At 71.9% G+C, this 16,277-nt stretch carries 18 protein-coding genes, 1 tRNA gene and 1 pseudogene; 6 read left to right on the top strand and 14 right to left on the bottom strand.

What is annotated here, in order from left to right:
* Window positions 1–182: 182 nt before the first annotated feature.
* From ACQ86J_RS06190 to ACQ86J_RS06175, 4 genes are all read right to left on the bottom strand, one after another.
* Entirely contained in the window at window positions 183–1,076 is an 894-nt protein-coding gene (locus ACQ86J_RS06190) for a DUF6384 family protein (RefSeq protein WP_431270432.1), read from the bottom strand.
* A 109-nt stretch (window positions 1,077–1,185) separates the two neighbouring features.
* Window positions 1,186–2,382, bottom strand: coding sequence for a hypothetical protein (locus ACQ86J_RS06185; RefSeq protein ID WP_431270431.1), 1,197 nt, complete (start codon window positions 2,380–2,382; stop codon window positions 1,186–1,188).
* Window positions 2,383–2,491: 109 nt separating this feature from the next.
* On the bottom strand, window positions 2,492–3,736 hold the full coding sequence (locus tag ACQ86J_RS06180; RefSeq protein ID WP_431270430.1) for a flavin-dependent oxidoreductase: 1,245 nt from the start codon (window positions 3,734–3,736) through the stop codon (window positions 2,492–2,494).
* A 23-nt stretch (window positions 3,737–3,759) separates the two neighbouring features.
* Window positions 3,760–4,968: a serine hydrolase domain-containing protein gene (locus tag ACQ86J_RS06175; RefSeq protein ID WP_431272314.1), complete on the bottom strand. Its 1,209-nt coding sequence runs from the start codon at window positions 4,966–4,968 to the stop codon at window positions 3,760–3,762.
* Here ACQ86J_RS06175 and ACQ86J_RS06170 point away from each other — a divergent pair.
* The 6 genes and pseudogenes from ACQ86J_RS06170 to ACQ86J_RS06145 all read left to right on the top strand — a co-directional run bounded on the left by ACQ86J_RS06170 (window position 4,967) and on the right by ACQ86J_RS06145 (window position 9,483).
* Entirely contained in the window at window positions 4,967–6,562 is a 1,596-nt protein-coding gene (locus ACQ86J_RS06170) for an alkaline phosphatase D family protein (RefSeq protein WP_431270429.1), read from the top strand. The two genes, ACQ86J_RS06175 and ACQ86J_RS06170, sit on opposite strands and share 2 nt — an antisense overlap.
* Before the next feature lie 41 nt (window positions 6,563–6,603).
* Window positions 6,604–7,230, top strand: a pseudogene (locus ACQ86J_RS06165) (NAD(P)-binding domain-containing protein); the annotation flags it as partial.
* 28 nt (window positions 7,231–7,258) lie between these two features.
* The gene (locus ACQ86J_RS06160; RefSeq protein ID WP_431270428.1) at window positions 7,259–7,483 is read left to right on the top strand and encodes an NAD-binding protein; all 225 of its coding nucleotides are present in this window, start codon (window positions 7,259–7,261) and stop codon (window positions 7,481–7,483) included.
* Window positions 7,484–7,738: 255 nt separating this feature from the next.
* Window positions 7,739–8,587 (top strand): PAS domain-containing protein, encoded by an 849-nt coding sequence (locus ACQ86J_RS06155; RefSeq protein ID WP_431270427.1) that lies wholly within the window; start codon window positions 7,739–7,741, stop codon window positions 8,585–8,587.
* On the top strand, window positions 8,517–9,032 hold the full coding sequence (locus ACQ86J_RS06150) for a PAS domain-containing protein (protein WP_431270426.1): 516 nt from the start codon (window positions 8,517–8,519) through the stop codon (window positions 9,030–9,032). The genes ACQ86J_RS06155 and ACQ86J_RS06150 overlap by 71 nt, the downstream gene beginning before the upstream one ends.
* Window positions 8,920–9,483 carry a sensor histidine kinase gene (locus ACQ86J_RS06145; protein WP_431272313.1) on the top strand — a complete coding sequence of 188 codons (564 nt, stop codon included), beginning with the start codon at window positions 8,920–8,922 and terminating at the stop codon, window positions 9,481–9,483. Before ACQ86J_RS06150 ends, ACQ86J_RS06145 begins: the two co-directional genes overlap by 113 nt.
* A gap of 99 nt (window positions 9,484–9,582) precedes the next feature.
* On the opposite strand, the gene ACQ86J_RS06140 is transcribed toward ACQ86J_RS06145, so the two are convergent.
* From ACQ86J_RS06140 to ACQ86J_RS06095, 10 genes are all read right to left on the bottom strand, one after another.
* The gene (locus tag ACQ86J_RS06140) at window positions 9,583–10,527 is read right to left on the bottom strand and encodes a ketopantoate reductase family protein (protein WP_431270425.1); all 945 of its coding nucleotides are present in this window, start codon (window positions 10,525–10,527) and stop codon (window positions 9,583–9,585) included.
* 33 nt (window positions 10,528–10,560) lie between these two features.
* Window positions 10,561–11,460 (bottom strand): lipid A biosynthesis lauroyl acyltransferase, encoded by a 900-nt coding sequence (locus ACQ86J_RS06135; RefSeq protein WP_431270424.1) that lies wholly within the window; start codon window positions 11,458–11,460, stop codon window positions 10,561–10,563.
* Between the two features lie 2 nt (window positions 11,461–11,462).
* A complete protein-coding gene (locus tag ACQ86J_RS06130; protein WP_431270423.1) occupies window positions 11,463–12,485 on the bottom strand; it encodes a zinc-binding dehydrogenase in 1,023 nt (340 codons plus the stop codon).
* Entirely contained in the window at window positions 12,482–13,756 is a 1,275-nt protein-coding gene (locus ACQ86J_RS06125) for a beta-ketoacyl-ACP synthase (protein ID WP_431270422.1), read from the bottom strand. The genes ACQ86J_RS06130 and ACQ86J_RS06125 overlap by 4 nt, the downstream gene beginning before the upstream one ends.
* Entirely contained in the window at window positions 13,753–14,766 is a 1,014-nt protein-coding gene (locus ACQ86J_RS06120) for a beta-ketoacyl-ACP synthase (RefSeq protein ID WP_431270421.1), read from the bottom strand. The genes ACQ86J_RS06125 and ACQ86J_RS06120 overlap by 4 nt, the downstream gene beginning before the upstream one ends.
* A complete protein-coding gene (locus tag ACQ86J_RS06115; protein ID WP_431270420.1) occupies window positions 14,714–14,896 on the bottom strand; it encodes a hypothetical protein in 183 nt (60 codons plus the stop codon). Before ACQ86J_RS06115 ends, ACQ86J_RS06120 begins: the two co-directional genes overlap by 53 nt.
* Window positions 14,893–15,354, bottom strand: a complete 462-nt coding sequence (locus ACQ86J_RS06110; protein ID WP_431270419.1) for a 3-hydroxyacyl-ACP dehydratase FabZ family protein — start codon at window positions 15,352–15,354, stop codon at window positions 14,893–14,895. Before ACQ86J_RS06110 ends, ACQ86J_RS06115 begins: the two co-directional genes overlap by 4 nt.
* A 10-nt stretch (window positions 15,355–15,364) precedes the next feature.
* The gene (locus ACQ86J_RS06105) at window positions 15,365–15,652 is read right to left on the bottom strand and encodes an acyl carrier protein (RefSeq protein WP_431270418.1); all 288 of its coding nucleotides are present in this window, start codon (window positions 15,650–15,652) and stop codon (window positions 15,365–15,367) included.
* 113 nt (window positions 15,653–15,765) lie between these two features.
* Window positions 15,766–15,852: transfer RNA gene (locus ACQ86J_RS06100), tRNA-Leu, on the bottom strand.
* A 62-nt stretch (window positions 15,853–15,914) separates the two neighbouring features.
* Window positions 15,915–16,265 (bottom strand): cupin domain-containing protein, encoded by a 351-nt coding sequence (locus ACQ86J_RS06095; RefSeq protein WP_431270417.1) that lies wholly within the window; start codon window positions 16,263–16,265, stop codon window positions 15,915–15,917.
* Between the last annotated feature and the right edge of the window lie 12 nt (window positions 16,266–16,277).

Genomic DNA, 16,277 nt, shown 5'->3' with positions numbered 1-16,277 from the left:
GCAGCGATTGGGCGCGCAGCTGGGCAAGGCTCCGCAGCGCCTCGGCCTGGGCCGCGCGCACCGCGGCCCGCCGCTGCTGCAGGGTGGCCGCCTCGGCCTCGGCCGATTGCGCCTCTTGCTCGGCCCGGTGCAGCCGGTCGTCGACGCTGTCGAGGAGCTCGAAGCCGCTCAGCATGTCCGGGTCACCACTTCAGGATCGCGCCGCCGGTGACGGGGATGGACCAGCGCGGCTCCAGCTCCCCGGCGCGCTTCTGGCCGACCACGGGGTCGCCGATCAGGCCGCTGCGCAGCTTCTCCTGCCGCACCCGCTCGAATTCAGCCTCTGGCACGTGCAGGCCCCATTTCGCGACGCGCGCGGTGGTGCCGTCCTCCTCCGAGGTGACGGGCACCTCGACCGGCCTTCCGTCGCGGTCCAACGCCTCGACGATCAGGTAGAAGTTGCGCGCGCGCGGATTGGCCTGCGGCACGCGCCAGACACCGGATTGCTCGCCGGGGCGGGAGACGATGCGGATCCGGTAGTCCTGCGCGAGGTCGCGCTGCAGCGTCTGCAGCCCGGCGAGCCGCGCGCGGGCATCGCCGAGCGCGCCGGCCCCGGCCGCGGCGCGGCCTTCCGCCAGCAGCCGGGCGGCACGGTCGCGCGGGCCCTGCAGGGTGGTCGCAGCGAGCACGCGATCGTATTCCGCCTGCAGAGCGCGCGGCAGTCCTTCCCGCAGCTTCTGCTGCTCGGCCACACGGGTGCGCTCGGCCGGAACATGCACGCCGAACCACCAGCCGCCGCCGGCCAGCACCAGCGCAGCCAGCGCGAAGCCGACGGCGCGGCCCCAACGCGCCCGCGTGACCCAGAGCGTGGCGAGGCTGCGGCCGAAGGACGCTGGGCTCGGCGTGTAGGTGAAGCGGTGCTGCTCCAGCGCCGCCACGCCCTGGTCGAGGATCGTCTCCGGCACCGCGATGCCCTGGCCGGCATAGATCTCCCGCAGCCGCTGCTTCAGCGCGGCGCGGCGGGCATCGCCCTCCAGCTCGCGCTCGACCAGCCGGTCGGCGTGGCGGAGCGTGTCCACCACATCCATCGCCAGCATGGTTTCGTCCAGCGCGGGTGCCGGCGCCGGGCGCGCCGCATTGCTTGCCAGATGATTGACGACTCCGGTGCTCGGCCGAAGGCCTGCATCCTCCGACGATCGGATGGTTTCAGCCATGCGGCGGCAGGGCGAGCGCGGCGCCCTGCTGCGCCAGCCGGGCCATGCGCTGCTTGGCCTCCTCGACCGAGCGGCGGATCTCCTCGGAGTTCCGCGTCGCCGCCTCGCGCATCTCGGCGATGATCTCGCGCGAGCGGTCCTGGTAGGTGACCACGCTGTCGACCAGCTTCTGCACCGCGGCGGCGGAGACGGTCGGGCCGTAGCCGGCGCGCAGCGCTTCCTCCTGCACCTTGCCGCCGATATCGGCCAGCACCTCCAAAGACTGGTCGACGCCCTTCTTCATGGCGTTCAGCGTCTGGGTGCTCTCATGCAGCCCGTGCAGCCCGGCGAAGGAGGCGGAGAGGGCGGTCAGCACCGCCTCGTTGGTCGAGAAGAAGCTGACGGATTGCTGGTAGACGCGCTCCTTCGCCGAGGTCGTCTGCACCAGCCGGGCCATGATGACCTCGGAGGTGTTGTAGGAGACGACCATGTTGTCGGCCAGGTCCTTGCAGATCTGGTAGCGCCCGTCCTCGTTCTGCAGCGTCCGCAGCGCCTCGTCGCGCGCCATCTCGAGCTGGGCGCGCTGCGCCGGCTCGACGCTGCCCGCGGCATCCACCGCGGCGCCGGCCTGCTCGACCGCCGCCTTGGCCGCGGCCAGCTTGCCCTCGGCGGTCTTCAGCAGCTCGAGCGTCAGGACTTCCGCCTGCTTCATCGCCCCGCGGAAGTCGCGATAGGCCTCAAGGATCGCGCGTTCCCGGTCGATATTGGTCTTGGTGTCGCGCGAGACCTCCATGTAGGTGTCGCGGATCTTGCCGAAGCGGGAGGAGATGTCGCCGCGCGTCGCGTTCATCCACATGTTGCGCAGCTTCTCTCCGGTCGAGATGCGACCATCCGAGAGCTGGTTCACCATCTCCTTCGCGTCGTCGCGGATGGAGTTGAAGCTGTTGGTGATGACCTCGTAGCGCTGGGCGATCTCCATGGCGCGGATCTGCTCCCGCACCACCTCGTTGAAGACGGTCGCCTGGTTCAGCACGCGGGCGATCAGCGTGACGCGGTCCGGGTCGAGGTCGCCGAGCTGCGACAGCAGACCGGTGATCGGCGTCGCCTCCGCCGCCGGCGGGGGTAGCGGCAGGCCGAGATCGCGCAACGCTCCCAGGGCCTTGTCGAGGTAGCGCATGGGCTGCGCGACCACGGTCTGGGTCTGTTCCATCGAATCCCTCCGGTCTCGTGCGCCTTCGCTAGCACGCCGGGCCCTCGCGCCCGCTGCGATGAATCAAGGGATAGGACTGCCCGCGTTCAATCCCGCGCCAGGGATTGCCTCAGGCGGCAGCCGCCACCGACCAGCTTTCGCGCCGGTTCAGCGTTTCCGGGTCGAAGCCGGCCAGCCGCTTGTAGCCCATGACGGTCGCCTCCAGCTCCGCACGGGTGACCAAGGCATCCAGATCGGTGAAGCCGTCCGGGGCCCTGGCATGGACGATATCCATGACCCGGTCAGGTCCGTCGCCGCGATTGGCTTCGACCACCGCAGCGGTGGCCGGGCGGCGCACCGCCTCATAGGACTCCAGCGCCGCTTCCGCGTTCGGTCGCGTCGCCAGTTGCAAGGCGAGCCAGCGCGCGTCGAGGATGGCCTGGGAGGCGCCGTTCGAGCCGATCGGGTACATCGGATGCGCCGCATCGCCGAGCAGCGTGACCCGGCCGCGGGTCCACCAGGGCAGCGGGTCGCGGTCCACCATGGGGAATTCGTAGACCGCCTCGGCCGAGCGGATCAGCACCGGCACGTCCAGCCAGCCGAAATTCCAGTTAGCGAAGATCGGCAGGAAATCCTCGGTCCGGCCTGGCCGGTTCCAGTCCTCGCGCGACCAGGGGGTGTCGGCCGGGAAGCGCTGTTCGGCGATCCAGTTGACGAGGCTGCGGCCGTCCGGCGCGGTGCCGATGGGGTAGCAGACGAACTTCGTGTCGCGGTGGCCGGCCTGGACCATCGAGGCGCCGGTGAGGAAGGAGGGGGCCATGCTGGTCGCGCGCCAGAGCAGCGCGCCGTTCCATTTCGGCGCGCCCTCATCCGGGAAGAAGCTGGCGCGTACCGCCGAATGAATCCCGTCGGCGGCGATCAGCACGTCGCCTTGCGCCGTGCTGCCATCGGCGAAGCGCGCCGTGACGCCGGCCGCGTCCTGGGTGAAGTCCACCAGCCGCTTGCCGGCCTGCACCCGCGCGGCGCCGAGCCGCGCCTCGGTTTCCCGCCAGAGCAGCACCTGCAGCCGGCCGCGATGAATGGAGTATTGCGGCCAGTGGTAGCCCGCCGCCAGGCCGCGCGGCTCGGTCCAGATGGTCTGGCCGAAGCGGTTGGCGTAGCGGAATTCCTGCGTCGCGACGCCGGTCGCGGCCAGCGCCTCGCCCAGGCCAAGCTCGGTCAGCTTCCGCACCGCATGCGGCTGCAGGTTGATCCCGACGCCGAGCGGCCGGACCTCGGCCGCGCTCTCGTAGACCTCGGCCCCGATGCCCGCCGCGTGCAGCGCCAGCGCCGTGGTCAGCCCGCCGATGCCGCCGCCGATGATGATCGCCCGCATGCGCCCGTCTCCCCCATACCGCGTCACGCCAGCGCGTGCCGCACCGCGCCGAGGAAGTCCAGGACCGCCTGGCGGTGTGCCCGCTCCTGCTCCTGCGGGACATGCGGCGGCTGCGGGAAGGCGCCGAGCGTGACCATGGCGAGGCCCTCGTCGCGCAGGATGTCGATCCGCTGGCCGGCGAAGCCGACCGCCGACATCAGCCCGTCGCCCAGCCACCAGCAGTAGCCGTAGTGGCCGATGCCGGGCGGGCAGGGCTGCGGCACGGCGAAGCGCGGCCGCGCCATCTCCGCAACCCAGCCCTCCGGCAGCACCCGCTGTCCGGCGATGACGCCGTCGTCCAGCACCAGCTGCGCCAGCCGGCCGAAGTCGCGCAGCGCCATGCCGGCGCGGCTGCCGCCGATCTCCTGCCCGCCTTCCGATTCCAGGGTGTAGAAGGCGTCGTACTCCATCCCCGCGGGCTGCCAGATCCGCGCCGCCAGGTAGTCCGCCAGCGGACGCCCCACCGCCCGCGTCACGCAGGCGCCGAGCAGGAAGGTGTCGCCCGAATTATAAAGGAAGCCGCTGCCGGGTGCCTGCGCCCGCGGCAGCGCCGCCATCATCCGCAGCACGCCGCCCGGCACCTTGTCCGCCAGCGACCGGCTGTAGCGGTTCACGTCGCAGTCGGGGTCGGAATAAACCTCGGTCCAGGCGGTGCCGGAGGACATGGTCATCAGGTGCTCGAGCGTCACGCCCTCATAGGCCGTGCCGCGCAGCTTCGGCAGGAAGCCGGTCACCGGCGCCGCGACCGACCCAATGGCGCCGTCCCGGATGGCGGCGCCGACCAGCACCGCGGTCAGCGACTTCACCGTGGACATGGTGGTCCAGCGGTCAGCCGGCTGCAGCCCAAGGCCGTAGCGTTCCAACCGGATCGCGCCATCCTTGATGACCAGCAGCCCGGCGAGGAAGTTTCGCTCCATGAACCCGTCCGCATCGAGGCCGGCCAGCGCCGCCCCGCGCGGCCAGGGTCGCGGCGTGCCGCGCGGGACCACCCGATGGGCGAAGAGCCGGTCGACGATGCGGTAGCCCCAGGGCTGGATGGTCGGCGGGTAGAGCAGGAAGTCGCCGGCCCGGGGCAGGTGCTCGGCGGGCTGGGCAAGGCCTGGGGTCACGTCGTCCTCCTCCATCGCCGTCATGAAAGCGCGCATGCGCCGGCCGCGCCATGGGGGCAGGATGGCGGGCAGGGAGACCGCCATGGACAGCACCGCCCGCCACATCCTCGACCTGCATCGCCGCGGCTTGTTGCGCGGGGCGCTCGGCCTTACCGCCCTTGTCGTGGCGCAGCCCGCCGGCGCCCAGCCGGTCTTCGGCCGCTACCCCTTCCGGCTCGGCGTTGCCAGCGGCGATCCCTGGCCGGATGGCATGGTGCTCTGGACCCGGCTGGCGCCCGACCCGCTGGCGCCGCTCGGCGGCATGCCGGTGGCGGCCGTGCCGGTGGGCTGGGAGGTGGCGGGGGACGACCGCTTCGCCAGCATCGCCGCCCGCGGCACCACATGGGCCCGGCCGGAACTGGGCTTCTCCGTCCATGTCGAGGTCGCCGGGCTGCAGCCGGGGCGGCCCTACTGGTACCGCTTCCGCGCCGGCGCCGAGGTGAGCCCGACCGGCCGCACCCGCACCGCGCCAGCGCCGGATGCCGCGCCCGCCCGGCTCCGCTTCCTCAATGCCGGCTGCCAGCACCTGGAGCATGGCTGGTTCACCGCCTGGCGCCACGCGGCGTCCGAGGAGGACATCGACTTCGTCTTCCACTACGGCGACTACATCTACGAGACCCGCGGCCGCGTCCCCGGCCAGCCCGGCTGGGGCCCGCCGCAGCCGGTCCGCACCCATGCCGGGGAAGAGGTGCAGACGCTGGAGGACTATCGTCGCCGCTACGCCGAGTACCACCTCGACCCCGACCTGGCCGCGGCGCATGCGGCGCATCCCTTCGTCTGCAGCTTCGACGACCATGAGGTCGACAACAACTGGGCCGGCGCCGTCAGCGAGGAGGACGGCCTCAGCGCCCGCCACCCCGTGCTGGTGCCGCCCGAGGTCTTCGCCCTGCGCAAGGCCGCCGCCTTCCAGGCCTGGTACGAGGCCATGCCGGTCCGTGCCGCGCTGCTGCCGCGCGGGCCGGAGATCACCGCCTATCGCCGGCTGCGCTATGGCCGCCTGCTCGACCTGCATGTGCTCGACACCCGCAGCTTCCGCGACGACCAGCCCTGCGGCGACGTCACCGGCCCGCCCTGCGCGGCGGTGGCGCGGCCCGAGGCGCAGATGCTGGGCGCCGTGCAGGAGCGCTGGCTGCTCGAGGGGCTGGGGCAGGCGACCTGGCAGGTCCTGGCGCAGCAGGTGATGCTCATGCGGCGGGAATTCCCGCGCGGCGCCATCTCGATGGACAAGTGGGATGCCGCGCCGGCGGCCCGCGCCCGGCTGCTGCAGGGACTCCGCGACCGGGGGGTCGCCAATGCCGTCGTGCTCTCGGGCGATGTCCACAATGCCTGGGCCGGCACCTTGCGGCTCGACCCGCTGGACGAGGCGAGCCCGGCGGTCGCCACCGAGTTCACCGGCACCAGCATCACCAGCGAGGGCGACGGCTCGGAGGTGCTGGCCTCGACGCCCGAGGTGCTGCGGCGCAACCCACATATCGCCCATTTCCACAACCGCCGCGGCTATACGCTGCACGAGGCGACGCCGGCGCGGATGGAGGTGACCTTCCGCGCGGTGCCCTACGTGATGCGCCCGGACGCGCCGCGCGAGGACCGCGGGCGCTTCGTGGTGGAGGCCGGCAGGCCCGGGGTGACGCCGGGCTGAGGCTTGCCTACCCTGCCGCCGACCTCAGGGGAGAGAGACAGATGGCACGCATCGGCTTCGTCGGGCTCGGCAACATGGGCGGGCCGATGGCGCGCAACCTGCTCAAGGCCGGCCACCAGGTCGCCGGCTACGACCTGGTGCCGGCGGCGCTGGAGGCCTTCGCCGCCGCCGGCGGGACGCCCGCCGCCAGCGCCGCCGCGGCCGCCGCCAGCGCCGATTTCGTCGTCACCATGCTGCCGGCCGGCAAGCATGTGCGCGATGCCTGGCTCGGCGCCGGCGGCATGGCGGCGGCCAGCGCGCCGGGCGCCATCCTGATCGACTGCTCGACCATCGATGTCGACACCGCCCGCGCGGTCGCCGCCGAGGCGGGGCGGCCGATGCTTGACGCCCCGGTCTCCGGCGGCACCATGGGCGCCGAGGCCGGGACGCTCACCTTCATGGTCGGCGGGCCGGACCAGGCCTTCGCCAGCGCCCAGCCGATCCTCGCCGCGATGGGCCGCACCATCGTCCATTGCGGCGCGGCCGGGGCGGGGCAGGCGGCCAAGGTCTGCAACAACATGATGCTGGCCGCCAACATGATCATCGCCTCCGAGGCGCTGGTGCTGGCGGAGAAGCTCGGCCTGTCGCACCAGGCGCTGTTCGACGTGGTCAGCAAGTCCTCTGGCCAGTCCTGGGCGATGACCACCTATTGCCCCGGTGCCGGGGCTGGTGCCGACCAGCCCGGCCAACCGCGACTACAAGCCCGGCTTCGCCGGCGCGCTGATGCTGAAGGACTTGAGGCTGAGCCAGGAGGCCGCGGCCAGCGCCGGGGCGGCGACGCCGCTCGGCGCGCAGGCGCTGGCGCTGTTCGAGCGCTTCGTCACCGAGGGCGGCGGCGACACCGATTTCTCCGGCATCATCCGCATGCTGCGGGGCGGCTGAAGCGGGTGCGGAGGGCGGCACAGCGAAGCCGGCTTATTTCAAAAGAATTTAAATCACTGCGTTGTGAAGAAACTTTCGGGGTGCTCTCCGGCAATTTGCGTGCTTCGATCCTGCGCGGCCGGAACGTCCTCTCCAGCGCCGCGCTGTCGCTGCCGGCACCGCCCGGCGCACCATGCCTGTCCTTTCTCCGCCCTTGGTCCCGCATTGACGCAGACTTCCCTTCGCCGATCCCCGAGCGCCGTCGGTCTGGCCGGCATGCTGGACCTTATTCCCGTGGCGACCGTCATCCTCGACCGACCGGGCCTGGGCGTGCTTGCCGGCAATGCCGAGGCGGCCGGCCTGCTCGGCTGCCGGCCCGAGCGGCTGCCGGATGTCTGGGAAGCGGCGCTGGAGGGCCGGGCCGGCCAGGAGCTTTGCCGCCGCCTGGCCGCGGTGACCAGCCGCGAGCGGCCGGAGGTCTTCGATGCCCGGCTGGCGATGCGCGACCGCGCGCCGAAGGCCATGCTGGTCCGTGCCCGCTGCGTCGAGCTGGAGGGGTTCCAGCTGATCTCCGCCGTGCTGGTCGACATCACCCGCCGCACCCGGGCCGAGTCGCGGCTGGCCACCGCGCATCGCCGGCTGGAAGTCGCGCTTGCCGGGGCCGAGCTTGGTGCCTGGCAGCGCGACCTGCGGACCGACCTGCTGGAGGTCACGGTCCGCTGGTGCGAGATGTTCGGCCTGCCGCCGATGAAGACGGTGCCCATGACCGTCTGGCGCACCCTGGTCCATCCGGAGGACCAGGAGATCCTGCGCAACCAGACGGAAGCCGGGACCGACGGCGTGAGCAGCCGATTCGAGGTGGAACTGCGCGTGCGCCACGCGGATGGCCGCTGGATCCCCGTGCTGTCGCGTGGCGAGGTGATCGAGCGCGATGCCGAGGGCCGGGCGGTGGTGCTGAGCGGCACGCATTACGACCTCTCGGCACGGCATGCCGCCGAGGTCGGCGCGCCGACAGAGCGAGGCCGAGGCCCGCCGCCGGCTGGCGGATCTCGAGATGCTGTATCGCTCGGCGCCGCTCGGCCTGGCGCAGTTCGACCGCCGCATGCGCTTCGTCCGGGTGAATGAGGCCCTGGCCGAGATCAACGGTCTCCCGGTCGAGGCGCATCTGGGCCGATTGGCCTGGGATTTGGTGCCGGACCTGCAATCGGCCGCCGAGCCGCTGTTCCGCCGGGTGCTGGATCAGGGCGAGACCATCACCGGTATCGAGTTCACCGGCCAGACTGCCAAGGCGCCGGGCGTGCAGCGCGACTGGGTCGAGCAATTCTACCCGTTGCGCGACCCGGAGACGCAGGAGGTCGCCGGCGTCGGCATCGTCTGCGAGGAAGTGACCGAGCGGAAGCGGGCGGAGCGGACGCGCGAGCTAGCTGCTGCGCGAGCTGGATCACCGGGTGAAGAATCTGTTCGCCATCGTCAGCGGCCTGGTCAGCTTCAGCGCCCGCGGCGCGACCACCCCGCAGACGATGCGGGACACGCTGATCGGCCGCATCGGCGCCCTGGCGCGGGCGCATGACCTGGTCCGGCCGGCGATCGCCGGCGAAGGGGGCGGCCTGCCCGGCACGACGCTGGAGGCGTTGCTGCGGGCGCTGCTGCAGCCCTTTGGCGGCGGCGATGGCATGTCGGAGCGGCTATGCCTGCACGGGCCGGAGCTGCAGCTCGGCCCGACCACTGCGCCGGCGATCGCGTTGGCGATGCATGAGCTGGCGACGAATGCGGCGAAGTACGGCGCGCTGTCGCGCGACCGTGGAACGGTGGCGATCGACTGGGAATCGGGCGAGGCCAGCCTCCGCCTGCGCTGGAGGGAGCAGGGCGGGCCGGCGGTGGCCGAGCCGGCGCGCCGTGGCTTCGGCCACCGGCTGGTGACGCAGAGCGCCGCTCAGCTCGGCGGCAGGGCGAGCTTCCACTGGCCGGAGGAAGGGTTGACGGTCGAGCTGCTGCTGCCGCTCGACCGGGTCGTGGTTTAGAGCAGATCGCGGGAGGGCGTGAACGCCCGGACGCGTGAATCTGCGCGACGAACAATGCCGTGGATCGGGTTGCGCGTTCAGACAGACGCGCAATCCAGCCTAGCTCCGCGTCGGCAGGCGGCCGGCGTCGCGCCGCTGCTCATAGGCCTTGGCGTGCAGGAAAGCGGCCTCGTGCAGCTCGTGCGGTACGCCGGCGGCGCGCGCCCGGTCGAGCAGGAAGCCGAGGATATGGTCGGCCTCGATCCTGCCGCCGGCCTCCAGGTCGCGCAGCATCGAGGTGGCGTAGCCGCCCTTGGTATCGGCGAACAGGGCGCGGAACTCCGCCATGAAGCTGTCCGGCATCGGGTAGCCGTTGGCCACGGCGATCGCCGCGTTGCGCTCCAGCACCCGGTGCATGAAGGCGATGCCGCCCGGGCTGCGGGCGATCTCCCCGGTATTGGCCCGCAGCAGCACCGTGCCGATGGCGCTGGTGCCGAGATGCGCCAGCTTCTCCCACATCCGCTGCAGGATGTCGGTCACGGCGGTGGCAACGATGCCATCGGCCCTGGCGAAGAGCGATGCGAGGGCCCGCACACGGGGCGACATTTCGCCGTCCAGCTCGCCGAAGGTCAGCCATCGCCAGTCATTCAGATGCCGCACGGCGCCGTCCGAGGCGAGGGTCGCCTGGATCTTCGCCAGGCCCCCAAGAACGGCGCCTGCGCCGAATTCGGCCGCCAACCGGTCGATGTGGGACAGGCCGTTGAGCACCGGCAGAACCGCCGTGCCGCGTGCCATGGCGGGACGGATGGCGGTAATGGCATCGGCCAGATCATAGGCCTTGCAGGTCAGCAGGATGAGGTCCCAGTCGGGCGTGACCTCCTCGGCCAGCAGCGCCCTCGCCGGCAGGCGGGCGTTGCCGAAGGGGCTCTCGATGACCAGGCCGTCACGGAGGAGCTGCTCGCGGCGGCGCGGCCGGACGAGGTAGGCGACCTGCGCCCCCGCCTGCTGCAACCGCCCGCCGAAATAGCCGCCGAGCGCGCCGGCGCCGAGGACGAGGATCCGCATGGTCGTTTTTCTCCCTCTCGGGTCAAGCTTGCCCTATCGCCAGCGACGATGCATCCACAGCCATTGCCCGGGATGCTCGCGCACCCAGCCCTCGATAATGCGGTTCATCAGTGCGGTCGCCGCTGTCACGTCGATGCGCCCTTTCGCGTCGCGCGGCAGCTCCACCGCCTCGGTCAGCTCCAGCCGGAAGCCGCCATCCGCCTCACGGATCGCCCGTGCCCCATGGACCGGGCAGTCGAAGCGGCGGGCGAGGTGGGCCACCAATGGGTTGGAGAAGGCCGGCCGCCCCAGGAAGGGTACCTGCGGGCCGCGGCCGAAGCGCTGGTCGATCAGCATGCCGACATGCAGGCCCTGGTCGAGCGCCTCCATCATGCGGATCGGCGCCTCGATCCCGGCCGGGATCAGCCGGCCCATGCTCTCGGTCCGCAGCGCGACGATGTCGCGCGCCACATGCGGGTTGTTCGGCGTGCGGTAGAGCACCGCGGCCGGCAGCCCGTGCTTCGCCGCGGCGATCGCCGGCAGTTCCCAATTCGCCAGGTGTGCGGCAAAGAACAGCGCCGGCTTGTCGTCATCGCGCAGCGCCATGAAGCGGGCGACCACCTCGGGCGCGATGCGGATGCGGCCCTGGCGCGGCGCATCGGGGTCGAAGTCCCAGAGCCGGTCGAGATGTACGTATTCCGACGCCGTGCGGCCGAGGTTGTCCCAGGCCTGGCGCGCGATCCGCGCATGCTCGGCCGCGGGCAGCTCGGGGAAGGCGTGGCGGATATTGCCGAGCGTGGTGCGCTGCACCGGCAGGAGCGGGCCGAGGTTGCGCGCGAGGAACGCCCCGAGCGCCGCGGCGCGGTCCGGCCCGAGCCGCCGCACCAGGCCGAACAGCCCGCGCACCAGGGCCGCGACGGCGCGGTCCGCCGCCCGTCGCAGCATGGCCCGCATGGCTAAAGGGTGACGACCAGCTTGCCGAAGACCTGCCGGCTCTCCAGCCGCTTCAGCGCATCGGCGAAGCCCTCGAGCGGCGTCACCGTGTCCAGCACCGGCGTCAGCCCGCCCGCCATCTTGGCCAGCCCATCGGCGATGTTCCGCATCGAGGCGCCGAAGCTGCCGAAGATATGGAGCTGGCGCTGGAAGATCATCATCAGGTTGGTCTCGGCCGAGACGCCGGAGGTCGACCCGCAGGTCACCAGCCGCCCGCCCATGCGCAGCGACAGCAGGCTGCCGGCCCAGGTCGTGGCGCCGACATGCTCGAAGACCACGTCGACGCCGCGCTTCTTCGTCACCTTCCGCGCCACGCTCTCGAAGCGGTCGTCGGTGTAGTTCACCACATGGTCGGCGCCGAGCGCCTTGGCCTGGGCGCATTTCTCGTCCGACCCGGCCGTGGCGATCACCGTGCAGCCCATCGCCTTGGCCATCTTCACCGCGACGGTGCCGATGCCGGATCCGGCGGCCTGGATCAGGATGGTCTCGCCCGGCTGCAGCTTGGCGTTGTCGAACAGCATGTGCTCGACGGTGCTGAAGGTGATGGCGGCGCACGCGGCGTCATTCACCGCGACGCCGTCCGGCACCGGCACCAGCAGCCGCGCATCCTGGTTCATCAGCTCCTGCGCGAAGCCGTCGACATGGAAGCCCTTCACCCCCGCGACGTTCTCGCAGAGGTTGTCGCGGCCTTCCCGGCAGGCCCGGCAATGGCCGCAGGTCAGCGCGCCATAGGGCACCGCGAGCTGGCCGATCCGCCAGCCGGTCACACCCGCGCCGAGCGCCACCACCTCGCCCACCGCCTCGGCGCCCACCGTCAGCGGCAGGTTGCGCTTGGCGAAGGCCATGCCGCGCCAGCCCCAGACGTCGATGTGGTTGAGCGCGACCGCGCGCATGCGCAGCCGCACCTCGCCCGGCCCGGGCGGGGCCGGGTCGGGAACCTCGACCAGCCGCGTGTCGCGGTCGCCGAAAAGCTGCAGGGCCCTCACGGCGCCGCCCCGATCACCAGGCACACGTTCTGTCCGCCGAAGCCGAAGCTGTTCGACAGCACGCGCGACACCTTGGCCGCGCGCGCCACGTTCGGCACGACGTCCAGCCCCACCGCCGGGTCTGGCGTCTCGTGGTTGATGGTCGGCGGCAGCATGCCGTCCCGGATGGTCAGCAGGCTGAACACCGCCTCGATCGCCCCCGCTGCGGACAGCGTGTGGCCGATCATCGACTTGTTGGAGGAAATCGGCGGTACCTGCTCGCCGAACACCGCCCGCATGCCGAGCGTTTCCATCTTGTCGTTCTCCGGCGTGCCGGTGCCATGGCCATTGACGTAGTCGATGTCCTTCGGCTCCAGCCCGGCATCGGCGATCGCCGCGCGCATGGCGCCGATGATCGCCGCGCCATCCGGGTTCGACCGGGTGCGGTGGAAGCTGTCCGCCCGCTCCCCGGCGCCGAGCAGCAGGCCGAGCACTTTGGCGCCGCGCGCCTCGGCGCTCTCCAGGCTTTCCAGCACCAGCGCCGCGGCGCCTTCGCTCATGACGAAGCCCTCGCGGGTCTTCTCGAAGGGGCGCGAAGCCCTGGCGGGGTCCTCGTTTCGGGTGGACAGGGCCGAGAGCAGGGAAAAGCGGATCAGCGCCTCCGGCTGCACGCTGCCCTCGGCGCCGATGCAGAGCGCGGCTGCGCTCTCGCCGCGCTGGATCGCCTCGATCCCGAGCTGGATGGACGACGCTCCGGTGGCGCAGGCGGTGGTCAGCGAGATCGGCGCGCCCTCGGTGCCGAAGCGGTCGGCCAGCCGCTCGCCGACGCCGCCGAACAGCGCGCCCTCGAACAGGTCCAGCCGGCCGGCGGCGGCGGCGACCATGTCCGGGTAACGGCCGCTCTCGGCGCCGTTGTCGCCGCGGGCCAGGTCGAGCCGCTGCGGCCATTCCACCTCGACCGGCGGCATGCCCATGAAGAGCGGGCCGGGGAAGTGCCCGTCGGCGCCGAGCCCGGCCGCGGCGATCGCCTCGGCCCCGGCCAGCGCGCCCATGCGCTCGACCCGGGCGGGGGAGGTGAGGGGCGGAGCACCGGCCTCCTCCGGCAGGTCGACCTGGCCGGCGATGGTGGTGCGCAGGTGGTCGGTCGGGAAGCGGGTGATGCGGCGGATGCCGGAGCGCCCGGCCAGCAGCCCGGCCCAGCTCTCGGCGACGCCGATGCCGAGCGGGGTGACCAGGCCGATACCGGTGACGGCCACCACATGGCGGCCGAGATGGTCGCGCATCTTGCTCATGCCATGGGCTCCACCAGGGCCAGCGCCTCGCCGCGCCAGACGCCGAAGCCGGTGACGAGGGCCTGCGGTGCCTCGCCGGCGGCGACGGCCAGGGCGCCGAGGGCGATACCGGCAGGGAAGGCAGCCTCGACCGGGTGGCCGATCAGGTCGGCGCTCTGCACCACCTTGCCCTGGGCTGGGCCGGTATCGCGCAGCCCGGCGAGGAAGATGGCCTCGGCCGCGGTCGGCACCGCGGCGCCGGTGGCGCCGGACAGCACGGCATAGCCCGGCGCCAGCGGCAGGCCGGCGGCCAGGCGCGCCGCCGTCGCCTCGGCGGTGTCGCTGCCACGGCGGCGGGCGGCGCCGCTGCGCACCGTGGTCAGCCGGGCGATGCCACGTGCGCCGCGGGCCTTCGCGTGGCTCTCGGTCTCCAGCACCAGGAAGGCTGCGGCGGTGCCGGTGACCAGCCCGCCGGCGCCATCCTGGCGCGCCGCGAGCGGCACCCAGTCGCCGCGCCGGAGCTCGCCGGAGGCGCCGTAGAGCAGCAGCATGTCCCAGCGTCCGGCGACATAGGCGCCGCCGACCAGCGCGATGCCGCCGCGGCCCTCGGCAAGCCGGGCGGCGGCGATGCGCACCGCATCGGCGGCGGCGCTCTCCTCGCCCATGAAGGTGCGGGAAGAGCCGGTCACGCCGTGGACGATCGAGATGTTGCCGGCCAGCAGGTTGGACAGCTGCGCCAGGAAAAGCGTCGGCCGCAGGCCGCTGGCCAGGCGCTCGTTCAGCAGCCGAGCGGCGTCGGCCGGGGGCAGCTTGGCGAGCTCGGCGCAGACCGCCTCGTCCAGCGCCACGTCCCGCTCTCCGCCGCCGGCGGCGACGATCAGGTGCATGTCGCGCACCAGGTCCCGGGCGCCGGCATGGTCGATGGCGAGGCCGGCGGCATAGGTGCCGAGCCGCTGCCATGGTTCCATCTGCCGCTGGTCACCCTTCTTCGGTATCTGCCGGTCGAGGTCGAGGGCGGGCAGGGGATGCACCGGGTAGGGTACGAAATTCCTCTGTATCCACCACCGGCGCGGCGCCGGCCAGCGCCGCCTGGTGCAGCTCCGTCCCCTCGCCGAGCGAGGAGACCAGGCCGATGCCGGTGATCCAGATGGTCTCGGTCATGATGCGCTCGGTCCAGCCAGGCCGATCCGCTCCGCCTGGGCGCGCATCGCGGCCTCGAGCTCCGGGGCGGGAAAGGGCAGGGTGCGGAAGACCAGCTCGGCATCGCAGATGCGCTTGCCAGCGACCGTGATGGCGGCCTTGGTGACGGCGTAGCCGGAGCCGTCATGCTCCAGCCTCGCGCTGACCTCGAGCCGCGTCTCCGGGGTGACGAAGGTGCGGAACTTGGCTTCCTTGATGGTCGACAGGAAGGGCATGCGGGCGAAGCCGGCTCGGGCCAGCAGCAGGTAGCCCGAGGCCTGGGCCATGGTCTCGACCAGCAGCACGCCCGGCACCAGCGGGTGGCCGGGAAAATGCCCTTCGAAGACCGGGCTCGCAGCCGGGACGATCGCCTCGGCGGCGATGCTCTCGGGATCGACCGCGGTGACGCGGTCGATCATCTGGAAGTATTCGAGCCGCACGGCCTTGCCTTCAGGCCCCGGCCGACTTGGCCGCCACCAGTTCCTCGATGCGGGTCGCCAGGTTCTTCATGACGAAGTACTGCTCGGCCGGGGCGGTGCCGGCATTGACTTCCTGCGTCCAGGCCTCGACCGGGACCTTGATGCCGAAGGCCTTGTCGATGGCGAAGACGATGTCGAGGAAGTCGAGGCTATCGATGCCAAGATCATTGATCACATGGCTGTCGGGCGTGATCTTCTCGCGGGGGACGTCGGACGTCTCCGCGATGATGTCGGCGATGCGGTCGAGCGCCGAAGCCATGGCGAATCTCCGGGTGTTCTGTGAAGGGACGGGTCTTTCGCGCGATCCGGCGCGCTTGTCCAGCGCTGGCGCCAACGGCGTCGTGAACGGTCGTTCCGGCTGGGTGGTGCGGCTGGTGCCCCCGGGGAGATCTCGAACTCCCACACCCTCTCGGGCGAGCGATTTTGAGTCGCCTGCGTCTACCGTTCCGCCACAGGGGCCGCCGCCCGCCATCTAGCCTGCGGCCCCGCGCGGGTCCAGCGCGGGGCGACCGTGCCGCGCCCTATTCGCCGGCATGGGTCTCGAACTCGGCCGGGGCGGTGATCTCGATCAGCTTCAGGTCGTCGGAATGCGCCAACTCCCGGTGCCGCACCCGCGGCGCCTGATAGACGCAGTCGCCGGGACGCAGCAGCACCTCGCCGGCATCCTCGTATTCGAATCGCACCCAGCCCTTCAGGATGAAGACCATCTGGAAGGTCACCTCATGCCAGTGCCAATGCGGCTCGGCATGCGTCCCCGGCACCGCGCGGATGACATTGGCGCCGATGCTGCCCCCGGAAGCCTCCTTCATCCCGAGGTCGCGGTAGGCGAAGAAGGCGCGCAGCCCGGCATCGAATCTCGGCACCTTCGGCATGGCGGACCAGGG

Origin of the sequence: Dankookia sp. P2 (assembly GCF_050632255.1) — a bacterium.
Lineage (GTDB): Bacteria > Pseudomonadota > Alphaproteobacteria > Acetobacterales > Acetobacteraceae > Paracraurococcus.
The sequence above is the reverse complement of the archived record's forward strand: the minus strand, read 5'-3'. Positions and strand labels throughout refer to the sequence as shown.